Below are 22,501 nucleotides of genomic sequence, written 5' to 3'. Positions count from 1 at the left end.
GATGTTTCGATTATTTCAATTCAGTTATCCAGCTTGCGTACGTCCACTTTTACAGTTAGTGTGCCTGCTCCACCGCGATATACCCCTTTTACAGGTACTATATCTTTATAATCCCGTCCATGACCCAGCTTGATATAACGCCAGTTCACTTCAACATTATTCGTCGGATCAAAACCAAGCCAGCCCGTACCCGGAATATGGGTCTCCACCCAAGCATGTGAAGCCTGCTCGAAATTAGCATTGCTGCTCTGTAGATCACCGACAAAATGATATCCACTAACATATCGGGAAGGCAGACCTACACTGCGGCAGACAGCGATCATAAGATGAGCATAATCCTGACAGACCCCCCGCTTAAGCTTCAGGGCTTTTTTTACCGTTGTATTTACGCTTGTTGCCTCAGGATCATAGGTGAACTGTTCATAAATCGTCGAAGATAACTTCAGAATCCATTCATACATATCCTCAGCTTCACTAAAAGGGTACTGGGAGGCGAACTCCACTAATTCAGGAGTCACCTCGGTATAACGGGTCGGCAAAATAAACTCAATATAACGGTTCTGAAACTTTTCATCATTTAATAGTTTAACTTGCTCTTCAAGGCTGGTTCGCGGAAGATCGGTACCCTGGGCTTTATCCAGCGTTACTACAGTAGCTTTCGTATGGATTACCATTTCCGTATGTGGCTTATTAACCGAATAGGCATGCACCCGATTACCGAAGAAATCCTCATACGTTAATAGATTAGCTGCCGGAGATACTTCAACCTCATGGTGATAACAGGATTGCCGATAGTTGGTGCGTGGGGTAAGCCTGATTTCATTGACACTGTCCGTAACCGGCTCTGGATAACTGTATGTGGTGGTGTGATTGATTTGAATCTTCATACAGATACTCCTTCTCGCCGAAAAAAGGCGCCCTCCATCGTTTTGCCCAGTCTCTGGCAAGATATTACGAGTGATTGCAGCACATCTTCCACCAGTTCACCGGACATTTCCTCTTTCTCCATATAATCCAGCTCTGCCTTCAGCTTTCCTGCTTGACGGATGACCTTTTCATGACCTGAGCCTTTTTCTGAGGAATCTAATTCAAGTCTAGCTAAATGCTCTTCCAGCTGGTGAAAAGAAAAGCGGATCGAACGTGGAAATTTGGGATTTGCGATCAAAAAATCTAAAATGCTCTCCGGTGACATAGCATCTGCATAATAACGGCGAAACGCCTGATAACCACTTACCGATTTCAGCACAGCCTGTAACTGAATATAAATTGCATTAAGCTCTTTAAAACGGCAAGAGGCAATAACTGCCTGCAAAATACGCGTCGTATTCTCTGCACGTTCCAGAAAACGGCCGCTCTCTATAAAATGCCATTCATTTCCCCTAAGCATTACGGATTGTTCTGCTCCTAGAAACATAGCCGCACGTTCCTTCACCTGCTGGTAGAAATGATGTGGACCACTCATAATATCAGCGACTGACCGCTCCCCAAGCCATAGATTAAAGCTGTTGACGATATCCCATAGCTCACTTGGAAGATGCTGACGCAGTGTGCGAAGATTATTTCTAGCATGATGTACGCAAGAGAATAATGAATTCGAATTGCCCAAATCGAGTGTAATAAAGGATAACACGTCCTGTTCAGAAAAGGTTTCGAACTGCTGCAAATATTCACTTCGAACTCCTAATGCATCGATAAGCCTCGACCATTTATGTCCTTCTTCCTGAAAATCCTCTTCCTGCTGGATATGATAATGTACATTGATTAGCCGCGCATGATTCTCTGCCCTTTCAATATATCGGCCGATCCAGAATAAAGCCTCCGCATTTCGATTCAGCATCTTTAGCCACTCCTTTATCCTCCAAATTGATGCTGCATATTTTTGATTCACAATCAAGGCTTACAAGATAATAGATCAAGCCATAACCCAAGTATCCTTTACGCCACCGCCTTGCGAGGAATTCACAACCAGTGAACCTTCTTTCATAGCCACTCGTGTTAATCCACCAGGTATGACATGCGGCTTCCGGTCTGCGCCCATTAATACAAAAGCCCGAAGATCGATATGCCGGGGTGCCATAGTGCCTCCCGACAATACTGGCGCTCTGGACAAGGACATAATTGGCTGTGCCACATACCGGTCCGGATCGGCAATGATTTTCATTCGGAACTCCGCTAATTCTTCTTTGGTCGCCTCACTTCCGATCAACATCCCATATCCTCCGGATAATGAGGTTTCTTTAACAACCATTTCGGATAGGTTCTCAAGAACATACAGGCGTTCATCGGGTCGGGACAACAAATACGTCGGCACATTACCAAGGATCGGCTCTTCATTCAGATAATAACGAATCATATCCGGTACATAGACATACATCGCTTTATCATCTGCAACACCGGTTCCCGGCGCATTAGCAATCGCTATGTTGCCTGCCCTATACGCATTCATAAGTCCTGCCACACCCAATAAAGAATCAGGTTGAAAGGCTAGCGGATCAATGTAATCATCATCCAACCGACGATACAGCACATCCACGCGACGCAGTCCGTTCATTTCTTTCAAATATATTTTGTGATCCTTTGTTACCAAATCTCGTCCTTCGACCAAATGTATACCCATCTGCTGTGCCAAAAAAGCATGTTCATAATATGCAGAATTGTATTCTCCAGGCGTTAGGAGTGCTATAACCGGATCTGACCTTCTTGAAGGAGATAGACTACGAAGCACGGATAAGAAGCGATTTAAGCTATGATCTACATCTCGGATGGAGCTGGCAAAGGACAATTCAGGAAACAATTGATTCATAAGAGTTCTGCCTTTAAAAAGATAGGAAAAGCCGGAGGGTGTTCGCAGGTTGTCTTCAAGTACATAATAATGCCCATCGTGGTGGCGGATCAGATCGATTCCTGAGGTGGTGATATAAGCTCCACCGGGCACTCGCAGACCTGACATTTCTGGCCGGAAGTAACAGTTGGAAATAATCATACGCCTAGGGACGATGCCATCTTTAACAATGTATTGCTCATGGTAAATGTCATGAATGAATAAATTCAAAGCTGTGATACGCTGAATAATTCCAGCTTCTAGCCTCTCCCACTCATTCTTAGGGATAATACGTGGAATCATATCGAAGGGGATCGTTCGCTCCATAGGATGATCCTGAGCCGGGTTATAAAGCGTAAAGGTAATTCCTTCTTCCATCATCCTACGCTGCATTAAATTTTGCTTCCCTTGCAGCTCTTCGGAGCTCATTCCGGAAAACATGCGATTCACATGTCTGTAGTGCGGCCGGACATTCCTCTTATCAGCATACATTTCATCGAAAAAATGCTGTAATGGATACGGAGACAGACCTGGCAGAGGATCTAATTTGGACATGAGCCCGACTCCTTTCGATAGATGTAATCTTTATTAACAACTTATACTTCCATTTCAGAAAACACCCATGAAAATATTGGTTTATATTCTCATAATACGTAAATCCACTCGTTCATGTCAACATATATAACAGAGAAATGTGATTCCGGAGATATTTGTATTTTTTGGAATCGCTTCCTTTCTCTCTTATATAGGTTGCCGGAGATGAAATGTAGATTCATCATTGAATTGTATGCAGGAAGTGTGACAAGCATTACTGTTATGAATTTTTCATATAATGTATTTTTTATATAGTTGCCTGAGGATGTGGATTCATTGAGTATGGTATAATTTGTTGCGATGGGAGAGTGACCTATGGAGCACAAATGTACTATGTCAATTGAGCAGGAAGAGACTAGGCGGAATCACATTTATCTGTTATTTGGCCTGTCTGAAGCGGGATCAATGAAGGTAGCCCTTAGTCATCTGGGTTGTCGTCATTTAATACGAGTACTTTCATTTAATGAGACGTTCTCTGCTGGACCGTTGCGTGGATTACATAATAATGAAGGCTATCATACCCGTGAGTTATGGTTTCAGGAACGATTTCCGGATCAGGGTTATCATTTAAATCCCCAGCATAAACTGGCAGCCATGATTCAGACCTTAAAAGAAATTCCCGAGGACAAAAAAATCACTATTTGGTGCGGAGATAACTCCCATGATCAGACAGGTTTACGATTTGCACTTTCTATTCTTAGTGAGAGGACGCAACCTATTCATGTTATTGATTCAGTCAAGGCTTATAGGGAGATTGCCGCTTCATTTGAAATCGGCTTATATCCCAGAGCACTTAGTCAGCTCCCAAATGAAGCTCTGCAAAAAATTATAAAAATTACCGAAAACACATCCCCTATCACCTCCGCTCAAAGAAAACAGTATGAACTAGAATGGCAAAAAATCAGCAACACCGAGGATATGCTTAGAGTTTGGGCTGATGGCCAGCTTATGAATGTTCCCGAGAGTTACTATGACGAAGAAATTCTTTCTTTAATTCTGCAATTTCAACAGTATGAGGATCGAGATGGCTACGTAAATGCAGGTCTAGTTGTAGGCACAATTATAGGGCAATGGAATTTGTATCTCAGTACCTCATTCATAGAATATCGCTTCTGGAGGCTAATTAGTGAGGGAAAGCTGTTCTTTAAAGGGATCCCTTACGCGATGCATTTATACTTTCTAAAAGTCGCTTAGCAGTTGCTACAAAATGACGGACAAACCCTTTATAAAAAAGAAAAGGAATGCCCTCCTAACTAAATATAGCTTCGAGGGCATTCCTTGTAAATATGACTTCTTTATGTTTATATTGTGCTGTTGATTACACTTGCTCTTCCGATTCTTCTAACTCTTCTTCCTCGGCAATTAATCCGGCAAAAAGAGCATGTACGAACTGCTGCGAATCAAATGGCTGCAAGTCTTCCATTTTTTCTCCAAGACCTACAAACTTCACCGGCAAATTCATTTCCTGACGAATCGCTACAACGATTCCGCCTTTAGCCGTACCGTCCAGCTTCGTCAAGACCAAGCCAGTGACGCCACTCTTTTCACCAAATAACTTGGCTTGCGTAAGTGCATTTTGACCCGTCGTAGCATCTAGCACCATCAGTACCTCATGTGGAGCACTTGGGATTTCTCTTTGAATGACGCGGAAGATTTTGTTGAGCTCTTCCATCAGATTGCTTTTATTCTGCAGTCTGCCAGCAGTATCGCAGATTAAGATATCCACGTTGCGCTGTTTAGCCGCTTGCACCGCATCGTACATTACAGCCGCCGGGTCAGAGCCTGCTTGTTGTTTAATGACATCTACGCCTGCGCGTTGGCCCCAAACCTCAAGCTGCTCAATCGCTCCAGCACGGAACGTATCCCCTGCAGCCAAAAGAACTTTTTTACCTTCTTGTTTGTAACGATGAGCCAGCTTGCCGATGGTAGTCGTCTTGCCCACGCCATTGACCCCAACGAACAAAATAACCGTAATTCCATTCGGATTTTCCTTCAGGCTGTTATCATCATCTCCGCGCAGCAGCTCCATAAGCTTACGGGACAAAATCGGCTTCAGCTCGGCAGCATCTTCAATCCGATTTTGCTTCACTTCGGCACGCAAATCCTCGACAAGGGTCATAACAGTGTTTACACCCACGTCTGCACCAATCAAAATCTCTTCCAGCTCTTCGTAGAACTCTTCATCTATCTTTTTGCGGCGGATGATAAGGTCGGAGACCTTCTCTACAAAACCTTTACGGGTTTTCTCTAATCCGTCGCGGAATTGTTTCGTTACACTTTCCGTTTTGCCGGAAATGCTTTCTTTTAATTTTCTAAAAAAGCTCATTTGGTTCCTCCTAAAAGTTTCTCTTCTTTGATGAATTTAAGCAATCTCAGCTTCTTCATCCTCTAAACGTACTGAGACGAGCTTGGAGACGCCGCCCTCTTCCATCGTTACTCCGTATAACACGTCCGCCTCTTCCATCGTTCCTTTGCGGTGTGTAACGACGATGAACTGAGTTTGTTCAGAGAACTCGCGTAAATACTGTGCAAAACGAACAACGTTCGCTTCATCGAGCGCAGCCTCGACCTCATCCAATACGCAGAACGGAACTGGCTTCACTTGCAAAATAGCAAACAATAACGCCATCGCTGTTAGAGCGCGTTCACCGCCAGATAAAAGCTGCAGATTTTGCAATTTTTTACCCGGTGGTTGGGCTACGATATCTATACCTGTTTCCAGCATATGTTCCGGATCCAGAAGCATGAGATCCGCTCGCCCGCCGCCGAACAGCTTTGAGAACACGGTCCCGAACTGTTTGCGGATCGCATCAAAGGTCTGTTTGAAACGTTTGGACATTTCATCTTCCATCTCGCGGATTACTTGATACAAGGTAGTCTTAGCTTCGACTAGATCATCTTTTTGTCCACTGAGGAACGTATACCGTTCATGGACCCGCTGATATTCTTCGATCGCCCCTAAGTTAACCTCTCCTAGCGCAGAAATACTGCGCTTCAAACGCTGTACATCGGCTTGTGCGGCAGGTACATCTTCAGGCACTGGATATCTCTGTTTTGCTAATTCATAACTTAGCTCGTAGTCATCACTCAGCTTGCGGAGAATATTATCCAGCTCCACATCGAGTCGACCGACAGAAACTTCAGTGGCACGCAGCTTGTCCTCGACTACTTTAAGGGCCTGACGTTGATCTTTAGTCTTGCCTTCCTCAAGTTCCAGCTTACGGGTTAACGCTGTACGCTCAGCACGCGCAAAATCCAAAGTTCCAGTCGTCTCTTCCTTCTTCAAGCGGTAACTGTTCAAATCTTCCTTCTGCTTCACAGCTTCCAAAGCATTGTTAGCCAGATCCTGTTCAATCGTATGTAACAGATTTCGATTCTGGCGCAGCTCCTTGTCCTGTGAACCCACATCTTGTCTTAGGCGACGTAACTGCTCCTCCAGGGAGAATATCTCCTGATCGAGCTTGCCTTCCGAGACTTTCATACTGGTCAACTTGCCTTGCAGCTCTTCCTTAGCTGATTCATTCGCTTTACGCGCTGATTCAGCGTTACGGATACCCTCATGGGCTTCCTTTTCTTCCTTTTCAAGGCGTTCAAGCTCAGCAGTGGCTTGCTTCCGCGTCTCTTCAAGCGCACGTACTTCATTCTCAAAGCCGCTGCGTTCCGCACCTGTGCTCTCCACTTGCTCCTGCACATGCCGAAGCTCATGCTCGAGCTGCTTCAAATCACCGGAGACTCTTTGCTCTTCCAGTCTTTTCTCATCGCCATCACGGCGCAGGTCCTCCAGCTTCACGCTAGCGTTCTCCTGCTCCTCACGAAGTCTGGCAATGCCTTGCTTCAGCTTCACTATTTGACGTTCGCTTTCTTCAATCTCACTGCTTAATTGATCCAGCTGACGTTTACGGCTAAGCAAGCTATTATTCTTCTTATGCTGGCTACCCCCGGTCATCGAACCGCCGGCATTAACTACATCGCCTTCCAGGGTAACTACCCGATAACGATATTGGCATCTAGCGGCGATACGGTTTGCTTGCTCCAAGCTCTCCGCAATAACCACATTGCCGAGCAAACTGCCAATAATGCTAGTATATTTATCATCGTAACCAACAAGTTCGGAACCAATTCCAACAAATCCGTCAGCATCACCCACCATACCACGGTCACTGCCAGAAATCTGGCGCGGCCGGATAACATCTAGCGGAAGAAAGGTAGCTCGTCCCAGCTGACGTTGCTTTAGAAATGATATCGCTTGGCGGGACACAGTCTCATTATCCATGACCACATGCTGAAGTGATGCGCCTAGAGCAGTCTCAATCGCCATTTCCAGCTTCTCCGGAACAGAGATCAGCTCCGCAACCGCACCATGCACACCGTTGAGCTGTCCTTTGCGCGCACCCTTGAGCACTTCTTTAACCCCAAGCATGAAGCCGTCGAAATCATCCTGCATCTCTTTCATGGTCTCATGACGAGAGACTTGCGCTTCCCGCTTCTGTTCCCATTTCCGAAGACCGGACTGTGTTTCTTCGATCAGCTTCTGACGTTTACTGAGCTGCTCACTTTCAGTGATATAAGCCCCGCGAAGATTGCTAAGCTCCTTCCCCAGCTGGGCAATCTTGTCCTTCAGCCCTTTCTGGTTGGCAGACAACTCTTCATGCCGGGCTGTCCATTTGCCGCTTTCTTCTTCACTGCGGCTCATACGACGTTCCAGATTCTCCTTTTGCTGATCCGCGTAACGAATTTCGTTACGTGCATTCGCCATAAGGTTCATTAGCTCCAAAAGAGCACTTTTGAGCTTTTCTTCCTGGCTCTGGCTAATCCCGTCTGCCACACCTTCAAGCCTTGTCTCTTCATCTTCGATCTGTTTCCGAAGATCCACAAGCTTAAGCCGCGATTGTTCAAGCTTAAGCTCCAGATCCACGACTTCACGCTGACGATCTGCAGAACGCTCGCCAACCGAACCTAACGTAAGCATTAACTGCTCACGATTACTTTCCAGATTGCGCTTGCGTTCCCTCAGCACTTCACCGTAACCTTCGCTCTTCTCAAATGCTTCGCTATAACGCAGCAATTGCTCTTGCTGCTTCTCGATCTGTGCTTCGATCGTGCGCAGTTCAGAGCGCCCGCTCTCCAGCTTGGCATCATGAGCCGAAACCACAGTAGACAGCTCCAGCTGCTCGTCCTTCAACGTTTCAAGCTTAGCGTTACCTTCCTGCCAAGCGGTATGAATGCCTTCAATCTGGTGTACGTATACTGAAATTTCCTGATGTTTTAATTGTTCGCGAAGTTCCTTAAAGCGGATAGCTTTCTCGGACTGATCCTTAAGTGGCCCAATCTGATCCTCAAGCTCACTGATCAAATCATGAATACGAAGCAGGTTCTGCTCGGTATCATCCAGCTTTCGACTTGCGTCTTTCTTGCGCGATTTATATTTTACAATACCTGATGCTTCTTCAAAGATGCCTCGCCGATCTTCGGAACGAGTACTTAGAATTTCTTCAATCCTACCCTGCCCGATAATCGAATACGCTTCACGTCCGATACCGGTATCCATAAACAGCTCTGTGATATCCTTCAGACGGCAGGACTGCTTATTAATTAAATATTCACTATCTCCACTGCGGTGGACTCTCCGAGTCACTGTAACTTCGCTGAAATCCAGCGGAAGTGTGTGATCTTCATTATCAAGCGTAAGTGATACTTCGCCATAATTCACAGCTTTACGCGCATCACTTCCAGCAAAAATGATATCCTCCATCTTGCCGCCACGCAGTGATTTAGCACTCTGTTCGCCGAGTACCCAGCGTATGCCGTCAGAAATATTGCTTTTGCCGCTTCCGTTCGGGCCAACTACAGCCGTTATACCGCGCACAAACTCCATTTCTGTTTTGTCGGCAAATGATTTAAAACCAGCTAATTCTATCCGTTTCAAAAACATACTTGCCAATCACCTCTGACCCATTATACCATAGCGTTTGTACCCTAAAAAACCATTAAGATGTACCTTATCCTTTGTAACGCGGAACATATAAGTTCTTATATTGTCGAAAAAGAGCAGCAACGGTCTGAGCTCCGCCTAAACGCCGGTATTCAGACCTTTGCTGCTCTCCTCCGCTTGTCCCCTTGATGCAAAACTCAGGCACCGTCCTCTTTCAGATGCAAAAGTGCTGCTGCTGCAGCCTGCTGCTCTGCTTCCTTCTTGGACCGGCCGCTTCCTTTACCAAGTGAACGGTTAGCCATATACACCTCTGAGACGAATTCACGCTCATGTGCGGGTCCCCGTTCTTCTATAATTCGATATTCCAATGTACCCATATTGTGCTGCTGAATTAGCTCTTGCAGTTCCGTCTTATAATCGGTCATCTGCATTTGCAATTTCCCATCCGTCTCCACGAGAGGAAATACGTGATTATCAAGAAAACTCCGCACTGTTTCCAGTCCTTGGTCGAGATAAAGCGCTCCCACGAAGGATTCGAATACATCAGCCAGCAGGGCCGGGCGAGTACGTCCGCCCGTAAGTTCTTCCCCTTTGCCCAATAGTACATAACGGCCAAAACCTAAACTCTCCGCAAACTTGACCAGTGAAGGCTCGCATACAATAGCGGCCCGCAGCTTGGTCAACTCTCCCTCAGGTCGGTCTGGCAATAGATTGTACAAATATTCAGAAACCGTTAACTCCAGAACTGCATCCCCAAGAAATTCGAGACGCTCATTGTCCTGATGCTGATTGAAACGGTGTTCATTCACATAGGATGCATGGGTAAAGGCCTGCTTCAGAAGCACAGAATCGTGAAATTGGATTTGAAGTTGCTGTTGTAACTGCTTCAGTTCTCCTTTCACCGCACTGTCCCCTTACTAATTATATTTTTTTAGAATAACTGTTGCGTTATGTCCCCCGAAGCCGAACGAATTCGACATTACAATATCAAGATCAGCTTTACGTGGCACATTTGGTACATAATCCAGATCACATTCCGGGTCTTGGTTGTCCAAATTAATCGTTGGCGCAATCATCCCTTTTTGCAAAGAAAGGCCACAGATAATAGCTTCTACTCCACCAGCAGCACCCAGAAGGTGACCTGTCATGGATTTCGTCGAACTAATTGCCACTTTATAGGCATGGTCACCCAATGCTTTTTTAACAGCAGCAGTTTCTGATCTATCTCCTACAGGCGTTGAAGTACCATGAGCATTGATGTAATCAATATCTTCAGGAGAGATACCAGCATCCCGGATTGCCATCTTCATGCAGCGAGCTGCACCATCTGGATCAGGCTCAGTCATATGATGAGCATCTGCGCTTAGACCATAACCGATAACCTCAGCATAGATCTTCGCTCCACGTTTCTCAGCATGTTCGAGTGATTCCAGAATAAGAATCCCGGCACCTTCACCCATAACAAAACCATCGCGATCCACATCAAACGGACGACTTGCCTTCTCAGGCTCATCATTGCGAGTGGACATTGCTCTCATAGCACAAAAACCAGCCATACCTGTTGGACGAATGGTCGCTTCGGAACCCCCACAGATCATTGCATCTGCGTCTCCACGTTGAATCAAGCGGAAGGATTCCCCAATGGAGTGACTTCCTGTAGCACAAGCAGTTACTGTCGTCGTATTAGGACCCTTTGCACCAAGGTTAATGGACAACTGCCCAGAACCCATGTTAGCGATCATCATCGGAATGAAGAACGGACTAACCCGCTTCGGTCCTTTTTCAAGCAACAAGTTATGATTGTCTTCCCAAGTTCCAAGACCACCAATACCTGATCCTACAGATACACCTATTCTTTCGGCATCAATATCTTCACCGATCTTAAGTCCGCTATCTCGCAATGCGTCCTCACCGGCAGCCACTGCAAATTGTACAAAACGGTCCATTTTGCGGGCTTCCTTACGACCAAAAAGTGCCTCTGGATCGAAATCTTTAACAGAGGATGCTATTTGCGTAGTATACTCACTGACATCAAAGGTCTCAACCTGTGATACACCGGATTTGCCGCTCATAAGATTATCCCAGAACGTCTCCAAATCTTTGCCCAATGATGTAACTACGCCCATCCCGGTAACAACCACTCTATGACTCAAACACAATCACCCCATCTATAGGTTGTATACATTATATTCAGAACTTATATACTTTCTGTTGCTACTATATGAACAGCGATAACCGCATCAATAACCAACCTGCGGTTCTGTTATATCCCTTATTTAGTTGCTCAAGGCAACCTTTGATTCATCTTTAATGCTCTATAAATGAGGAGAAGTCCCGCCCTAGCAGGAACGGGACTCTCAATCATATGACTCTAGGTATGAGATTGTATGTACTTCACAACTTCACCCACGGTCGTAATCGTCTCTGCATCTTCATCAGAGATTTCCATATCGAATTCATCTTCCAATTCCATAACCAATTCTACTACATCAAGAGAATCAGCACCTAAATCATCTTTGAAAGACGCTTCTAATGTTACCTCAGCTTCATCGGCACCTAAGCGGTCGATGACAATGCGTTTTACACGCTCTAATACATCGGACATCCGGTTCACCTCCTCTTTTGGTATTATACGAGATATGAGTTCAAAATACCATAGAGCGTCAAAAACGCTTTCTTTATCCCTCACATTTCAGCATTAAAACAGTGTAATTTCTCCTTGACGGAGAGTTACATATACATCCCGCCATCCACGTGTAGTGTCTGGCCGGTCATATACGCAGCGCCTTCAGAGGCCAGGAAGACTACAGCCATAGCAATCTCTTCAGGACGCCCCAGACGAGCAAGTGGAATGCCCTTCTCAAGCTCACTGCGCACTTCCTCAGAGAGCTCACGCGTCATATCTGTATCAATGAAGCCAGGAGCGATACAGTTCACCGTGATCCCCCGTGAGGAAAGCTCACGAGCCGATGCCTTCGTTAAACCGATGACACCTGCCTTAGCTGCGGAGTAATTAGCTTGTCCAGGATTTCCTGTTACACCTACTACGGAAGAAATATTGATAATTCGCCCGTAGCGTTGCTTCATCATAGGGCGTGTAGCTGCCTTTAGGCAGTTAAACACCCCTTTTAGATTCGTTTCGATCACTTGATCGAACTCTTCTTCTTTCATGCGCATAATCAGGTTGTCTCTGGTAATGCCGGCATTATTGACAACAATGTCAATACGTCCCCAGGTATTCAGAACCTCTTTGACAAGGTTCTCGGCCTGTTCACTATTGCCGACATCGCCACGAAGGGCAATACCCTCCGAGCCAAGCTCGACAATCCGAGCTACGGTCTCTTGTGCGGCTGCTTCACTGCCCGCATAGTTCACGGCCACCTTCACGCCATGTTCCGCGAGAGCAAGTGCAATACTGCGGCCGATGCCGCGAGAGCCACCAGTTACAAGGGCCGTTTGACCCCGCAATGCTGAGAACATCATTTATTCCCCTTTCGATCATATTGCTATTGATAAACAATGTTTGAACGTATCTTACAAGACAGCTTGCACACTTTCAAGTGTGTTAATGTTGATTACTTTGACCGTTTTGTCTATTTTGCGGATCAGACCTGCCAGAACACTGCCAGAACCAATTTCCACAAAAGTATCCACACCATCAGCAATCAGCCATTCAATACTGTCTTGCCAGAGCACAGGGGAGTACACCTGGCGAACAAGCAGTTCACGGATTTCTTCAGGATCCGTTACAGGTGCTGCGGTAACATTGACAATAACAGGTACAGCCGGAGCATTAAAAGTAACACTCTTCAGCTCGTCTGCCAAGCGGTCTGCCGCAGCCTTCATCATCGAAGAGTGAAAAGGTCCACTTACTTCCAGCGGAATAGCCCGCTTTCCGCCTGCTTCCTTAACACGCTGCACAACACCGTTAACCCCGGCTTGTGAACCAGAAACAACAATCTGTCCCGGGCAGTTCACATTCGCCAGTTCTACCACGCCGCTCTCCTCGGATACGCTCCGGCATAATTCTGCCAGAGCATCCCGCTCCGCACCAAGCACTGCAGCCATAGCTCCCTGTCCACCTGGAACAGCTTCCTCCATAAAACGACCGCGTAAACGCACGAGTCTTACAGCATCTTCATAGGACAATACGCCTGCCGCAACCAGTGCGCTGTATTCTCCTAGGCTATGACCAGCTACATAATCCGGCTTCATCCCTTGATCACGTAATGCTTCCAGATAAGCCACGCTTGCTGTTAGCAGAGCCGGTTGCGTATTTACGGTCTGTTTCAAATCACTGTCAGGTCCTTCAAAAATCAGCTGGCTCAGTGGAAATCCGAGCACCTCATCACCTTTTTCGAATACCGCGCGGCTGTGCGGAAGAGCTTCATATACATCTCTACCCATTCCAACTGCCTGTGCACCCTGACCGGGAAAGACAAATGCGATTTTACTCATAAGTAAGAACTCCTTCCTCTATTACCAGATCAATACGGACGCGCCCCAAGTCAAGCCACCGCCGAATCCAACCATCAGAACCGTGTCGCCTTCCTTCATGCGTCCTTCTTCCGCCGCTTCAACTAGAGCTAGAGGAATAGAAGCTGCTGATGTATTAGCATATTTATCAACATTGATTACACATTTCTCCGGTGGCAGGTCAAGCCGCTGCATAGCGGATTGAATGATACGAATATTCGCTTGATGCGGTACGAACAAATCAATATCTTCTTTACCTAATCCGGCTTTAGTAAGCACACGTTCTGTAGCTGAGCCCATAACACGAACGGCAAACTTAAACACTTCACGGCCATTCATATAGATGAAATGTTTCTTGTCTTCAACCGTCTGCTGAGATGCAGGCAAGCGCGAACCCCCAGCTTCCAGCTTAAGCAAGTTTCCTCCAGAACCTTCAGCACCCAGATCGAAGGATTGGAAACCGCGTCCCTCTGGAACTTCACCGATGATTACTGCTCCTGCACCATCGCCAAACAGTACACAGGTGTTACGATCCGTATAATCAGTGATGCGGGATAAAGTGTCCGCACCAATTATGAGTGCATTATTGTACATTCCGTTCTGAATAAAGCCAACCGCAGTAGCTAGGCTGTATACAAAACCAGAGCAGGCTGCTGACAAGTCAAATGCCGCAGCACCTTTTGCTCCAAGTTTATCCTGCAAAATGCAGGCTGTGGAAGGAAAGGAGCTATCAGGGGTTACCGTTGCAATAATAATAAGATCCAGATCTTCGGCTTTCATGCCTGCAGAATCCAAAGCTTTAAGTGCAGCTTCATAGGCTAAATCAGAAGTTGCCTCATGTGGTGCAGCGATATGTCTTTCACGGATCCCTGTCCGACTGACGATCCATTCATCGTTAGTCTCCACTATTTTTTCTAGATCACTGTTTGTTAAAATTTTCTCAGGTACATATTTACCCGTACCGATAATCCCAACCGGCCGCAACTGTTTCATTTCGTCACTCACTTCCCGCTAATTTCCTTGGATATACTTGGCACAAGATCGGCTTGCAGAGCAATCCGCGCTTGTCTTACTGCATTTTTAACCGCATTTCCGTCTGAAGATCCGTGCCCCTTAACTACCAATCCGCTAAGACCAAGCAGCGGTGCACCGCCATGCTCTTTATAATCCATCTTGCCCTTCAGGGCTCTAAGCTCCGGCATCAGCATAGCCGCTCCAAGTTTAGTCTTCAGAGAACGGCTGAATTGCTCCTTCAGTAAAGAGAACAATGCACCCGCTGTACCCTCAAGCGACTTCAACAGGATATTACCAGCAAATCCATCGCAGACAAGCACATCGCAGTTTCCTGTCAGTACGTCGCGTGCCTCAACATTACCGATAAAATGAATGCCCGGCAAGTTCTCCAGCAGTGGATAGGCTTCTTTGGTCAGTTCGTTGCCTTTCCCAGGCTCCGTCCCTACATTTAGAAGTCCAACCCGCGGCTTAGCAATGCCATGCACTTTATTCCGATAAATGCTGCCCATCAGCGCATATTGCACCAGATGTTCAGGCTTCGCATCCATGTTAGCGCCAAGATCAAGCGCAAGCACGCCAACATCATCCAGCGTCGGAATCATAGGTGCCAGCGCAGGACGTTCAATCCCCTGCATACGGCCTACTACAAGTAACCCTGTAGTCATAAGCGCCCCCGTGTTACCTGACGAAATCATAGCATCTGCTTCGCCCTCACGCACCATACGTCCAGCTACAACCATGGATGAATCTTTTTTGCGGCGAACCGCCTTAACCGGCTCTTCATCAGAACCAATAACATCTCCTGCATGCCGCACACTCAGGTTGGACGGCTTGTCCTTCAGCAGTGGCTCTAGTCTGGCTTCGTCACCTACGAGCACAATCTGCGTATCTTTCCATTCCGCGGCCGCGGACAACGCCCCCTCGACATTACATTCAGGAGCGTTGTCCCCGCCCATGGCATCAATGGCGATCAGCACTACGGTTACCCCCTTCACTATACTCTTCATTAGCGGAACGATACACTATAAAGTGGCCTTGAAATACCAATTCTTCTCCGACATAGGTGAATACGTCCACCTCTGCTTTGCCGCCTCTGCCTGCAAGTGACCGCACTTGAGCTTTAGCAATGCACTTCTCACCAAGCAGAACCATACGAACAAATCGTATGTCGGCTGAAGCAGTCAAGGCAATTTCATCGTTAATCACAGCAACCGCAAGCGAATTGGCTTGAGCAAACACGTAGTGGCCACGGGCGATCCCATTTCTGGAAAAGACATGATCCTCACGAATTTCAAAGATCGAAATCCCGCTCTTATCGAGCTGTAAATCGACAATATCTCCGATCACTTCATCCGCAGGCAAAGAGCGCACCTGATCATAGGAATGCTCTGCCATTTGTTTCATTCTTTCACGCAGTTCTGGTATTCCCAGCTCCATCCGGTCTAACCGAATCGTCTGAATGCTCACCTTCAGCTGACGAGTCAACTCCCGATCAGTTACAAAAGGATTGCCTGCAATTATATGTAGCAGCTGTTGCTGACGTTCTTTCTTGGACATCCGCTCGATAGCGGCTCACCTCCTGGCACATGCCAAGCGTAAACGCCTTCGGCGCCCTAATAAGGACGGTAAGCGTTTAAGCGAGAAATATAAGACATAAAGTATAGGTGCATAACTTATACTTCCTTATATTTTAAAGAAAGCATCCGGCCGCTTGAATGGCCGCTGTTATATTAGGTCAAACAATCATAAATATTATTTAGAACCAGGTACTAATATGTAGTATAAAGCATGCCGCACCAAAAATAAAGCATTGACTTCTGAGCGGAACATAAAGTATAGGTGCAAACCCTATCTTTATTAGATTTGGACAAAAAAATAGTACCTCACCGAAGTGAAGTACTACTTATTTTTGAAACTATTGTTTGATGATTTCTCTTGCTTTGTAAGTTCCGCAAACTTTGCATACGTGGTGAGCTAGTTTCAACTCTCCGCATTGTTCACATTTCACCATGCCCGGCACAACCAACTTAAAGTGGGTGCGACGTTTGTCACGGCGTGTTTTAGACGTTCTACGTTGTGGTACTGCCATGTGTTCCACCTCCTCGTGATATTTCTGTCAGCCTGCTCCTCAGAGCAGGATGTGTTTTGTTGTAATGTTTCATTTGAAAAAGTCTTTCAACCCAGCGAGTCGAGGATCGATCACTGTGTTGTCGCAACTGCAGGTGCCTTCGTTCAAGTTCTGTCCGCATTTCTGACAAAGACCAAGACAGTCTGCCTTGCACAATACCGAATCCGGTAAGTGCAGTACGAAATTTTCTTCCACATACGGGATAAGATCCACAACCTCATCCTTGACGTAAATGAGATCCTCATCTTCGTCATCATCTGGAAGAACTGGCTGCTTAAGCCACTTGAAAGTCTCAGCAAAAGGAATGTTCAAATCACTTTTGACCTCCGTGAGACAACGTGAACATAACATGTCCACATCTCCACTCAGTTTCCCCACCACGTTCACACAATCGGTTCCCGCGGGCAGCGCTTTAAGGTCTACTGAGAGCGGAGCAACAGTTAGAATATCCTTGCGCCCTTTGACTACCTCGCTGACATCCACAACATCGTGAATATGTAACGGTTCGTCGGCATTCGCTAATTTGCGAAAGTGAATCTGCATACTTATCACTCCCAAACAAACAAAATTTATTATACCTAGTATTCTATACCTTTGTCAACCATTTTCCCTTTATATTGTTTCAGAAAATGCGGTGAATTATGATATAACTATTAGTGTAAATCAAAAGATCAGCTTGTGCTAACAGTATCTCTAGAAATCTACCCTACTAAACTCAATAAATATACCTTACTTATCGGAGGGAAGCCACAGTGACAACGGTTGGAATCATCGCAGAATACAATCCTTTACATAACGGACATGTGCATCACTTCACGGAAGCCAAAAGACTTTCCGGCGCAGAGCGCACCATCGTCGTCATGAGTGGTCCCTTTACCCAGCGCGGCGAGCCGGCGGCGGTAAGCAAGCAAGCCCGGACAGAGATGGCGCTGCATATGGGCGCCGACCTCGTCATTGAGCTGCCGGTGGCTTATGCCGTCCAGCCAGCCGAGTGGTTCGCGTTCGGAGCAGTTGCATTGCTGGAAGCGACCGGGGTCGTGGACAGCTTGTGCTTCGGCTCCGAAGCCGGCACTTTGGGCTCGCTGCTCCCGCTGGCCAGATATCTGGCTGAGGAAAGCAGCGAGCTTCAGAGCGAGATCCGCCGCCGCATGGCGCTCGGAGCGAGCTTCCCCGCCGCGTACAGCGCAGCGGCGGCGGTGGCCTTTGAAGGGACTCTCCCGGAAACGGAGAGTCCCGGAGATGCAGGCGAGCTGCTGCGCCAGCCGAATAACAGCCTTGGCCTGCATTATCTTATCGCTTTGCAGCGGCTGCACAGCAAGATAATGCCATTAACCGTTCCGCGCACGGCAGCAGGCTTCCATGACCCATTACAAGCCGACTCTTCTATTGCAAGTGCGACGGCCATCCGCAAGCTGCTGCAAGAAGGCGGATCTCCTGCTGCTTATATGCCGGATTATAGCGTGTCCATTTTGGAAAGAGAGCATGCAGCCGGAAGGGGCCCTCTGAGCTTGGAGAGCTTCAGTATCCCGCTTCGCCATCTGCTGACCACCCATACTGCTGCCGAGTTACAAGCGATCCATGATATGAATGAAGGCTTGGAGAACCGAATACTGCGGCTTTTGCCTGAGTTGGAGCAATTCTCTGTTTCAGGCCTGCTTCACGCCCTTAAGAGCAAGCGCTACACGCATACACGGTTACAGCGTCTGCTGCTACATGTTCTGTTAAATCATTCTAAAAAAGAAATGACCCCTTCCATACTAGCAGAGGGGCCCGGATATATTCGCATTCTTGGTTTTAGAGAAAGTGGACGAGCACTGCTTAAAGAGATGAAACAAAAAGCTACGTTACCCATCGTCATGCGCCCGTCCCTTTGTTCCCATCCGCAGCTTGAGCGAGATCTTCAAGCCGCTTCCGCTTTCGCGGGAGCTTTTAAGGAACCCCGCAGACTCGATATGTACCGCGATTATTTGGAACCTCCGGTCATGGTTTGACCGGCAGTTCCTCCATATACTTCAGCGCCTCATCCAGCGTAGATACAGGCACCAGCTTCATAGATGTGCCGATTTTATCAGCTTTTGCTTTGGCTTCGTCATAATTCTTAACAGGCACGAAAAAAATCTCCGCCCCTTCTCGGTCCGCAGCCACGATCTTGTGTTTCACTCCACCGATAGCACCAACTACACCCTCAGCGTTAATCGTACCCGTCCCTGCAACTCTATGGCCTTTAGTTAAATCACCAGAAGTAAGGCGATTGTAAATTTCCATAGTGAACATTAGCCCTGCCGAAGGTCCGCCAACATTTGTATCTACAAAGCTGACAGCTTTCCCTGCTTCTTTTGGTTTTACTTTTTGAACGGCGGCAATAGTGACTCCAAATCCAGGTCGAACGGCTGCGCCCTCTTTATCCTTTATTTCAACCAGCGTCACTTGTTCTTTTACTTCCTTGCCATTTCTCTGCAAAACAACAGCGACTTGATCTCCGATTTTTTTAGAGGAGAGCAGTTTAGACAGTGCTTCAGGATCGGGCACTTTTTGTCCCTCTACGCTAATGATTTTATCACCCGGCAGAAATTGTCCTTTATTACTTTCTACAGGAACCGAAAAGACGTAGAGATAATCCACTACATCCTCATATGGAATTCCCGCCGCATGATAAGCGGCCTGAACAGAATAAGACTGTGAGCTATTCATATAAAAAACCTGCTCCGCAGCATATTCGTCTTCTGATTTATCCCCTAGCCGGGTTTCTTTTCGCACAACCTCTGAATTGGAATTAAAAGCAGAGGCGACCAATAAGGCCACATTAGCATAACTAGCAGACACCGTAGTCATCATAAACGTTCCTTCTTCAGCCGGATCGGCATTCTCCACCTTAATCATAGGGGCAACTTCAGATGCACTGCCTGGCTGATATACGATGTACGGGGTGTTCATAAAGACAAATACATACGCGATAACTACAAACGTAAACAGATAAGCTGTGGCGCGGAAACCCGGCCGATGCTTCAGTTGCTTCACTGCTCTTCCCTTCTTTCCCGCGGCACATTTAGGATATGAATGATCGAACTTCATTACCGCTTCGACTAGTGGTTTGGCATGATGGTTGTCTACTCTGCATAAATTGATAACACATCGTCCATGCCTTAAGTTATGAAGAGGTGATCTGAGAAATGAAAAATATTCAAATACGCCGACTAGCTACACGCTCCACACCATTTATACCCGGGATTATGGCAATCCTGACAGCCATTGCGATTATTATCTCACCGGAAAGCTCCTTTGAGGCTTCACTCCAAGGATTGAAGCTTTGGTGGACACTCGTGTTCCCTGCCCTGCTTCCCTTCCTGATGCTGTCAGAAATGCTTACTGCTTCGGGCTTCGTGCATGGTTTTGGAGTACTTCTGGAGCCATTAATGAAAAAGGTCTTTCGTCTGCCTGGTGCCAGCGGCTGGACCTTGGCACTCGGAATCACAGCCGGATTCCCCGGTGGAGCTGGAGGGGTCATGCAGCTACACAAGCAGAACAGCATCTCTGACAAAGAAGCCGCCCGACTTGCCGCACTTACACACTTCGCCAGCCCGGTAACCATGCTTATAGTAATTGGCATAGCTTTTCTACACAGTACTTCAGCAGGTTATTTCCTGCTGGCCATCCACTGGATCTCTGGACTTCTAGCCAGCTACACCGATGCTCTATTAAAGGGGCGGTCAGCGAACACGAAACCAGTTGATAAGATCTCCGCGGACACCAAACGGTCTTCTTTATATAGTCGCGTTCAGCTTGCAGCAACAGATGCCAGAGCAAAAGACGGACGCAGCTTCGGCAAGCTTCTCGGCGAGTCCGTCGCTAATGCCGTGCAAAGTCTGATGGTCGTGGGCGGTTACATGATTATGTTCGCTGTAGTCATCAATATCATCACTACTGTACTTCCCGCATTGCCAGCTGCTCTGCCAGCAAGCTTGCTGGAAATTCATTTAGGCGCCGACGCGATCAGCAAAGGGCTAGCAAGCATAGGAACAGGTCCTTCTAGTATGCTTGGGATAGCTTTACTGTCTGCTGCACTGGGCTGGAGCGGACTCTGTGCGCAACTACAGGTGCTGACCATGCTCAAACAAGCCAGAGTCAGATTTCTACCCTACGCTACGGTTCGTCTGATGCATGGATTTTATGCTTTTCTGTTAACTTTATTGCTCTGGAAACCATTGTTGGCTATCCGTAAAGCTGCTTTACCAGCACTTGCAGACTCACGCCCGACTCCAACCGGCACCATTAATGTAACGGACATATGGAGCTCTTTTCCACAGCTGCTAAGTCTGCAAGCCCTTCTGCTCATCATCCTGTTGGGATTATCTGCTGGAACTTATCTGATAAGTACTATTCGCCATCGGCTCGGTTAAATTTACGCTTCATCGCTTGTTCAACCTCAGGCGTCACAAAATCAGTCACATTCCCGCCGAAGTGGGCGATTTCTTTAACAACACTGGAACTTAAGTAGGAATATTTCGGATTAGTCATCATAAAAATCGTTTCTGCATCGGGATCCAGGCTATGGTTGATCGATGCGTTTTGCAGCTCATATTCAAAGTCAGTAACGGTACGGATACCCCGAACAATGACTTGAGCATCTTTTTGACGAACATAATTCACTAACAGATCACGGAAGCTGTCAATTTCCACATTGGGAATATCAGCGGTCGCCTGTCTTAATAGCTCTGTCCGTTCATCAACAGTAAACAGCGGGTTTTTACTCAAATTATTAAGCACCGTTACAATCAAACGGTCGAATTGCTTGGATGCGCGCCGAATAATATCCATATGTCCCATAGTCACGGGATCAAAGGTACCTGGATAAATGGCAACACGTTCTTTTCTAATTTGCTGACTCATTCTCTACCTCCTCACCAGCTTCACTTTCCTCTGCAGGATTAGCTTCATACTGGTAAATAGAAATTGTCGTTTCTCCGTATACGGCCTGACGCAGCCTATAAAATCCTGGAATATCTTCAGGATAGGCATAACTTGATTCATGCTCCAGAACAATAATTGCGTCCTCTTGCAGCATTCCTTTTTCGACCATCATAAGCATAAGCTCATCCCCGTGCTTCAAGCGATAGGGAGGATCCAAAAAGACCAAATCAAAAATTTTCCCCCGCTTCTCCAACGCACTTAGCGCTCTCCCAGCTTCATTACGGTACACCTGCGCTTGTTCTTCCAGCTTAGTAGCCTTCAGATTGGCGCGGATCGTGTCGATACTTTTAGGATCCATATCAACAAATACGCCGCTTTCCATGCCTCTGCTTAAGGCTTCGATCCCCAAACCGCCAGTACCGGCGAATAAATCCAGCACCGCTCCACCTTCGAAATATGGGCCTACCATGCTAAATACAGCTTCCTTCACCTTATCGGTCGTAGGCCTTGTCCCACTTCCCGGAACACTCTTCAGTGGCCTTCCTTTTGCACTTCCCGATACCACTCTCACTGTTATTCACCCGCTCTATATCTCTGTTTGTTATGCCCAAAAAGGCATAAGTCCACG

General features: G+C 46.8%; 21 protein-coding genes. 3 read left to right on the top strand and 18 right to left on the bottom strand.

The features are described from left to right. Positions 1-20 precede the first annotated feature (20 nt). The 3 genes from MHI32_RS13410 to MHI32_RS13400 form a co-directional block, all read right to left on the bottom strand. Positions 21-887, bottom strand: a complete 867-nt coding sequence (locus MHI32_RS13410; RefSeq protein ID WP_076126126.1) for a transglutaminase family protein — start codon at positions 885-887, stop codon at positions 21-23. Then, complete coding sequence (locus tag MHI32_RS13405) at positions 884-1,837, bottom strand: alpha-E domain-containing protein (protein WP_076104260.1); 954 nt, start codon at positions 1,835-1,837, stop codon at positions 884-886. Before MHI32_RS13405 ends, MHI32_RS13410 begins: the two co-directional genes overlap by 4 nt. Positions 1,838-1,912: 75 nt before the next feature. Continuing rightward, the gene (locus MHI32_RS13400; protein ID WP_036686502.1) at positions 1,913-3,376 is read right to left on the bottom strand and encodes a circularly permuted type 2 ATP-grasp protein; all 1,464 of its coding nucleotides are present in this window, start codon (positions 3,374-3,376) and stop codon (positions 1,913-1,915) included. Between the two features lie 354 nt (positions 3,377-3,730). On the opposite strand from MHI32_RS13400, the gene MHI32_RS13395 reads away from it, so the two are divergent. Then, a complete protein-coding gene (locus MHI32_RS13395; RefSeq protein ID WP_340012514.1) occupies positions 3,731-4,609 on the top strand; it encodes a DUF1835 domain-containing protein in 879 nt (292 codons plus the stop codon). A 124-nt stretch (positions 4,610-4,733) separates the two neighbouring features. Here the strand turns inward: MHI32_RS13395 and ftsY are convergent, their stop codons facing one another. The 12 genes from ftsY to MHI32_RS13335 form a co-directional block, all read right to left on the bottom strand. Beyond that, positions 4,734-5,741, bottom strand: coding sequence for a signal recognition particle-docking protein FtsY (gene ftsY / locus MHI32_RS13390; RefSeq protein WP_076183732.1), 1,008 nt, complete (start codon positions 5,739-5,741; stop codon positions 4,734-4,736). Positions 5,742-5,777: 36 nt separating this feature from the next. Further along, positions 5,778-9,347 (bottom strand): chromosome segregation protein SMC, encoded by a 3,570-nt coding sequence (smc, locus tag MHI32_RS13385; RefSeq protein ID WP_076126122.1) that lies wholly within the window; start codon positions 9,345-9,347, stop codon positions 5,778-5,780. Between the two features lie 197 nt (positions 9,348-9,544). Further along, positions 9,545-10,249, bottom strand: coding sequence for a ribonuclease III (gene rnc / locus MHI32_RS13380; protein ID WP_038570606.1), 705 nt, complete (start codon positions 10,247-10,249; stop codon positions 9,545-9,547). A 15-nt stretch (positions 10,250-10,264) separates the two neighbouring features. Continuing rightward, positions 10,265-11,500, bottom strand: a complete 1,236-nt coding sequence (gene fabF, locus MHI32_RS13375) for a beta-ketoacyl-ACP synthase II (protein ID WP_076101782.1) — start codon at positions 11,498-11,500, stop codon at positions 10,265-10,267. 218 nt (positions 11,501-11,718) lie between these two features. Then, positions 11,719-11,952 (bottom strand): acyl carrier protein, encoded by a 234-nt coding sequence (locus MHI32_RS13370; protein ID WP_036686493.1) that lies wholly within the window; start codon positions 11,950-11,952, stop codon positions 11,719-11,721. A gap of 125 nt (positions 11,953-12,077) precedes the next feature. After that, positions 12,078-12,827 carry a 3-oxoacyl-[acyl-carrier-protein] reductase gene (gene fabG / locus MHI32_RS13365; RefSeq protein ID WP_036686492.1) on the bottom strand — a complete coding sequence of 250 codons (750 nt, stop codon included), beginning with the start codon at positions 12,825-12,827 and terminating at the stop codon, positions 12,078-12,080. A 54-nt stretch (positions 12,828-12,881) separates the two neighbouring features. Beyond that, positions 12,882-13,805 (bottom strand): ACP S-malonyltransferase, encoded by a 924-nt coding sequence (gene fabD, locus MHI32_RS13360; protein ID WP_076138632.1) that lies wholly within the window; start codon positions 13,803-13,805, stop codon positions 12,882-12,884. A gap of 21 nt (positions 13,806-13,826) precedes the next feature. Next, entirely contained in the window at positions 13,827-14,816 is a 990-nt protein-coding gene (locus tag MHI32_RS13355; protein WP_139329841.1) for a beta-ketoacyl-ACP synthase III, read from the bottom strand. 8 nt (positions 14,817-14,824) lie between these two features. Continuing rightward, positions 14,825-15,814: a phosphate acyltransferase PlsX gene (plsX, locus tag MHI32_RS13350; RefSeq protein WP_038570599.1), complete on the bottom strand. Its 990-nt coding sequence runs from the start codon at positions 15,812-15,814 to the stop codon at positions 14,825-14,827. Continuing rightward, on the bottom strand, positions 15,798-16,394 hold the full coding sequence (gene fapR, locus MHI32_RS13345; protein ID WP_036686484.1) for a transcription factor FapR: 597 nt from the start codon (positions 16,392-16,394) through the stop codon (positions 15,798-15,800). The genes plsX and fapR overlap by 17 nt, the downstream gene beginning before the upstream one ends. Positions 16,395-16,752: 358 nt before the next feature. After that, entirely contained in the window at positions 16,753-16,926 is a 174-nt protein-coding gene (gene rpmF, locus MHI32_RS13340) for a 50S ribosomal protein L32 (RefSeq protein ID WP_019911234.1), read from the bottom strand. 69 nt (positions 16,927-16,995) lie between these two features. After that, positions 16,996-17,508: a DUF177 domain-containing protein gene (locus MHI32_RS13335; protein WP_036686482.1), complete on the bottom strand. Its 513-nt coding sequence runs from the start codon at positions 17,506-17,508 to the stop codon at positions 16,996-16,998. Positions 17,509-17,717: 209 nt separating this feature from the next. On the opposite strand from MHI32_RS13335, the gene MHI32_RS13330 reads away from it, so the two are divergent. Beyond that, positions 17,718-18,956 (top strand): nucleotidyltransferase, encoded by a 1,239-nt coding sequence (locus MHI32_RS13330; protein ID WP_340012513.1) that lies wholly within the window; start codon positions 17,718-17,720, stop codon positions 18,954-18,956. Here MHI32_RS13330 and MHI32_RS13325 read toward each other — a convergent pair. Next, on the bottom strand, positions 18,946-19,983 hold the full coding sequence (locus MHI32_RS13325; RefSeq protein ID WP_076138636.1) for a SepM family pheromone-processing serine protease: 1,038 nt from the start codon (positions 19,981-19,983) through the stop codon (positions 18,946-18,948). The genes MHI32_RS13330 and MHI32_RS13325 overlap by 11 nt on opposite strands. A 152-nt stretch (positions 19,984-20,135) precedes the next feature. On the opposite strand from MHI32_RS13325, the gene MHI32_RS13320 reads away from it, so the two are divergent. Next, positions 20,136-21,362: a nucleoside recognition domain-containing protein gene (locus tag MHI32_RS13320; protein ID WP_076183717.1), complete on the top strand. Its 1,227-nt coding sequence runs from the start codon at positions 20,136-20,138 to the stop codon at positions 21,360-21,362. Here the strand turns inward: MHI32_RS13320 and coaD are convergent. Both coaD and rsmD read right to left on the bottom strand, forming a co-directional pair. Then, entirely contained in the window at positions 21,340-21,852 is a 513-nt protein-coding gene (gene coaD, locus MHI32_RS13315; RefSeq protein WP_076126111.1) for a pantetheine-phosphate adenylyltransferase, read from the bottom strand. The genes MHI32_RS13320 and coaD overlap by 23 nt on opposite strands. Continuing rightward, positions 21,836-22,444: a 16S rRNA (guanine(966)-N(2))-methyltransferase RsmD gene (gene rsmD / locus MHI32_RS13310; protein ID WP_340012511.1), complete on the bottom strand. Its 609-nt coding sequence runs from the start codon at positions 22,442-22,444 to the stop codon at positions 21,836-21,838. Before rsmD ends, coaD begins: the two co-directional genes overlap by 17 nt. Between the last annotated feature and the right edge of the window lie 57 nt (positions 22,445-22,501).

The organism is Paenibacillus sp. FSL H7-0690, from assembly GCF_037980415.1.
In the GTDB taxonomy this organism is placed as follows: domain Bacteria; phylum Bacillota; class Bacilli; order Paenibacillales; family Paenibacillaceae; genus Paenibacillus_AQ; species Paenibacillus_AQ odorifer.
This window is presented reverse-complemented; position numbering and strand designations above follow the sequence as displayed.

Coding starts and splice junctions, on each gene's coding strand:
- MHI32_RS13410 (WP_076126126.1), bottom strand. CDS start 887: ATGAAGATTCAAATCAATCACACCACCACATACAGTTATCCAGAGCCG.
- MHI32_RS13405 (WP_076104260.1), bottom strand. CDS start 1,837: ATGCTGAATCGAAATGCGGAGGCTTTATTCTGGATCGGCCGATATATT.
- MHI32_RS13400 (WP_036686502.1), bottom strand. CDS start 3,376: ATGTCCAAATTAGATCCTCTGCCAGGTCTGTCTCCGTATCCATTACAG.
- MHI32_RS13395 (WP_340012514.1), top strand. CDS start 3,731: ATGGAGCACAAATGTACTATGTCAATTGAGCAGGAAGAGACTAGGCGG.
- ftsY (WP_076183732.1), bottom strand. CDS start 5,741: ATGAGCTTTTTTAGAAAATTAAAAGAAAGCATTTCCGGCAAAACGGAA.
- smc (WP_076126122.1), bottom strand. CDS start 9,347: ATGTTTTTGAAACGGATAGAATTAGCTGGTTTTAAATCATTTGCCGAC.
- MHI32_RS13370 (WP_036686493.1), bottom strand. CDS start 11,952: ATGTCCGATGTATTAGAGCGTGTAAAACGCATTGTCATCGACCGCTTA.
- fabG (WP_036686492.1), bottom strand. CDS start 12,827: ATGTTCTCAGCATTGCGGGGTCAAACGGCCCTTGTAACTGGTGGCTCT.
- fabD (WP_076138632.1), bottom strand. CDS start 13,805: ATGAGTAAAATCGCATTTGTCTTTCCCGGTCAGGGTGCACAGGCAGTT.
- MHI32_RS13355 (WP_139329841.1), bottom strand. CDS start 14,816: ATGAAACAGTTGCGGCCGGTTGGGATTATCGGTACGGGTAAATATGTA.
- fapR (WP_036686484.1), bottom strand. CDS start 16,394: ATGTCCAAGAAAGAACGTCAGCAACAGCTGCTACATATAATTGCAGGC.
- rpmF (WP_019911234.1), bottom strand. CDS start 16,926: ATGGCAGTACCACAACGTAGAACGTCTAAAACACGCCGTGACAAACGT.
- MHI32_RS13335 (WP_036686482.1), bottom strand. CDS start 17,508: ATGCAGATTCACTTTCGCAAATTAGCGAATGCCGACGAACCGTTACAT.
- MHI32_RS13320 (WP_076183717.1), top strand. CDS start 20,136: ATGAAAAATATTCAAATACGCCGACTAGCTACACGCTCCACACCATTT.
- coaD (WP_076126111.1), bottom strand. CDS start 21,852: ATGAGTCAGCAAATTAGAAAAGAACGTGTTGCCATTTATCCAGGTACC.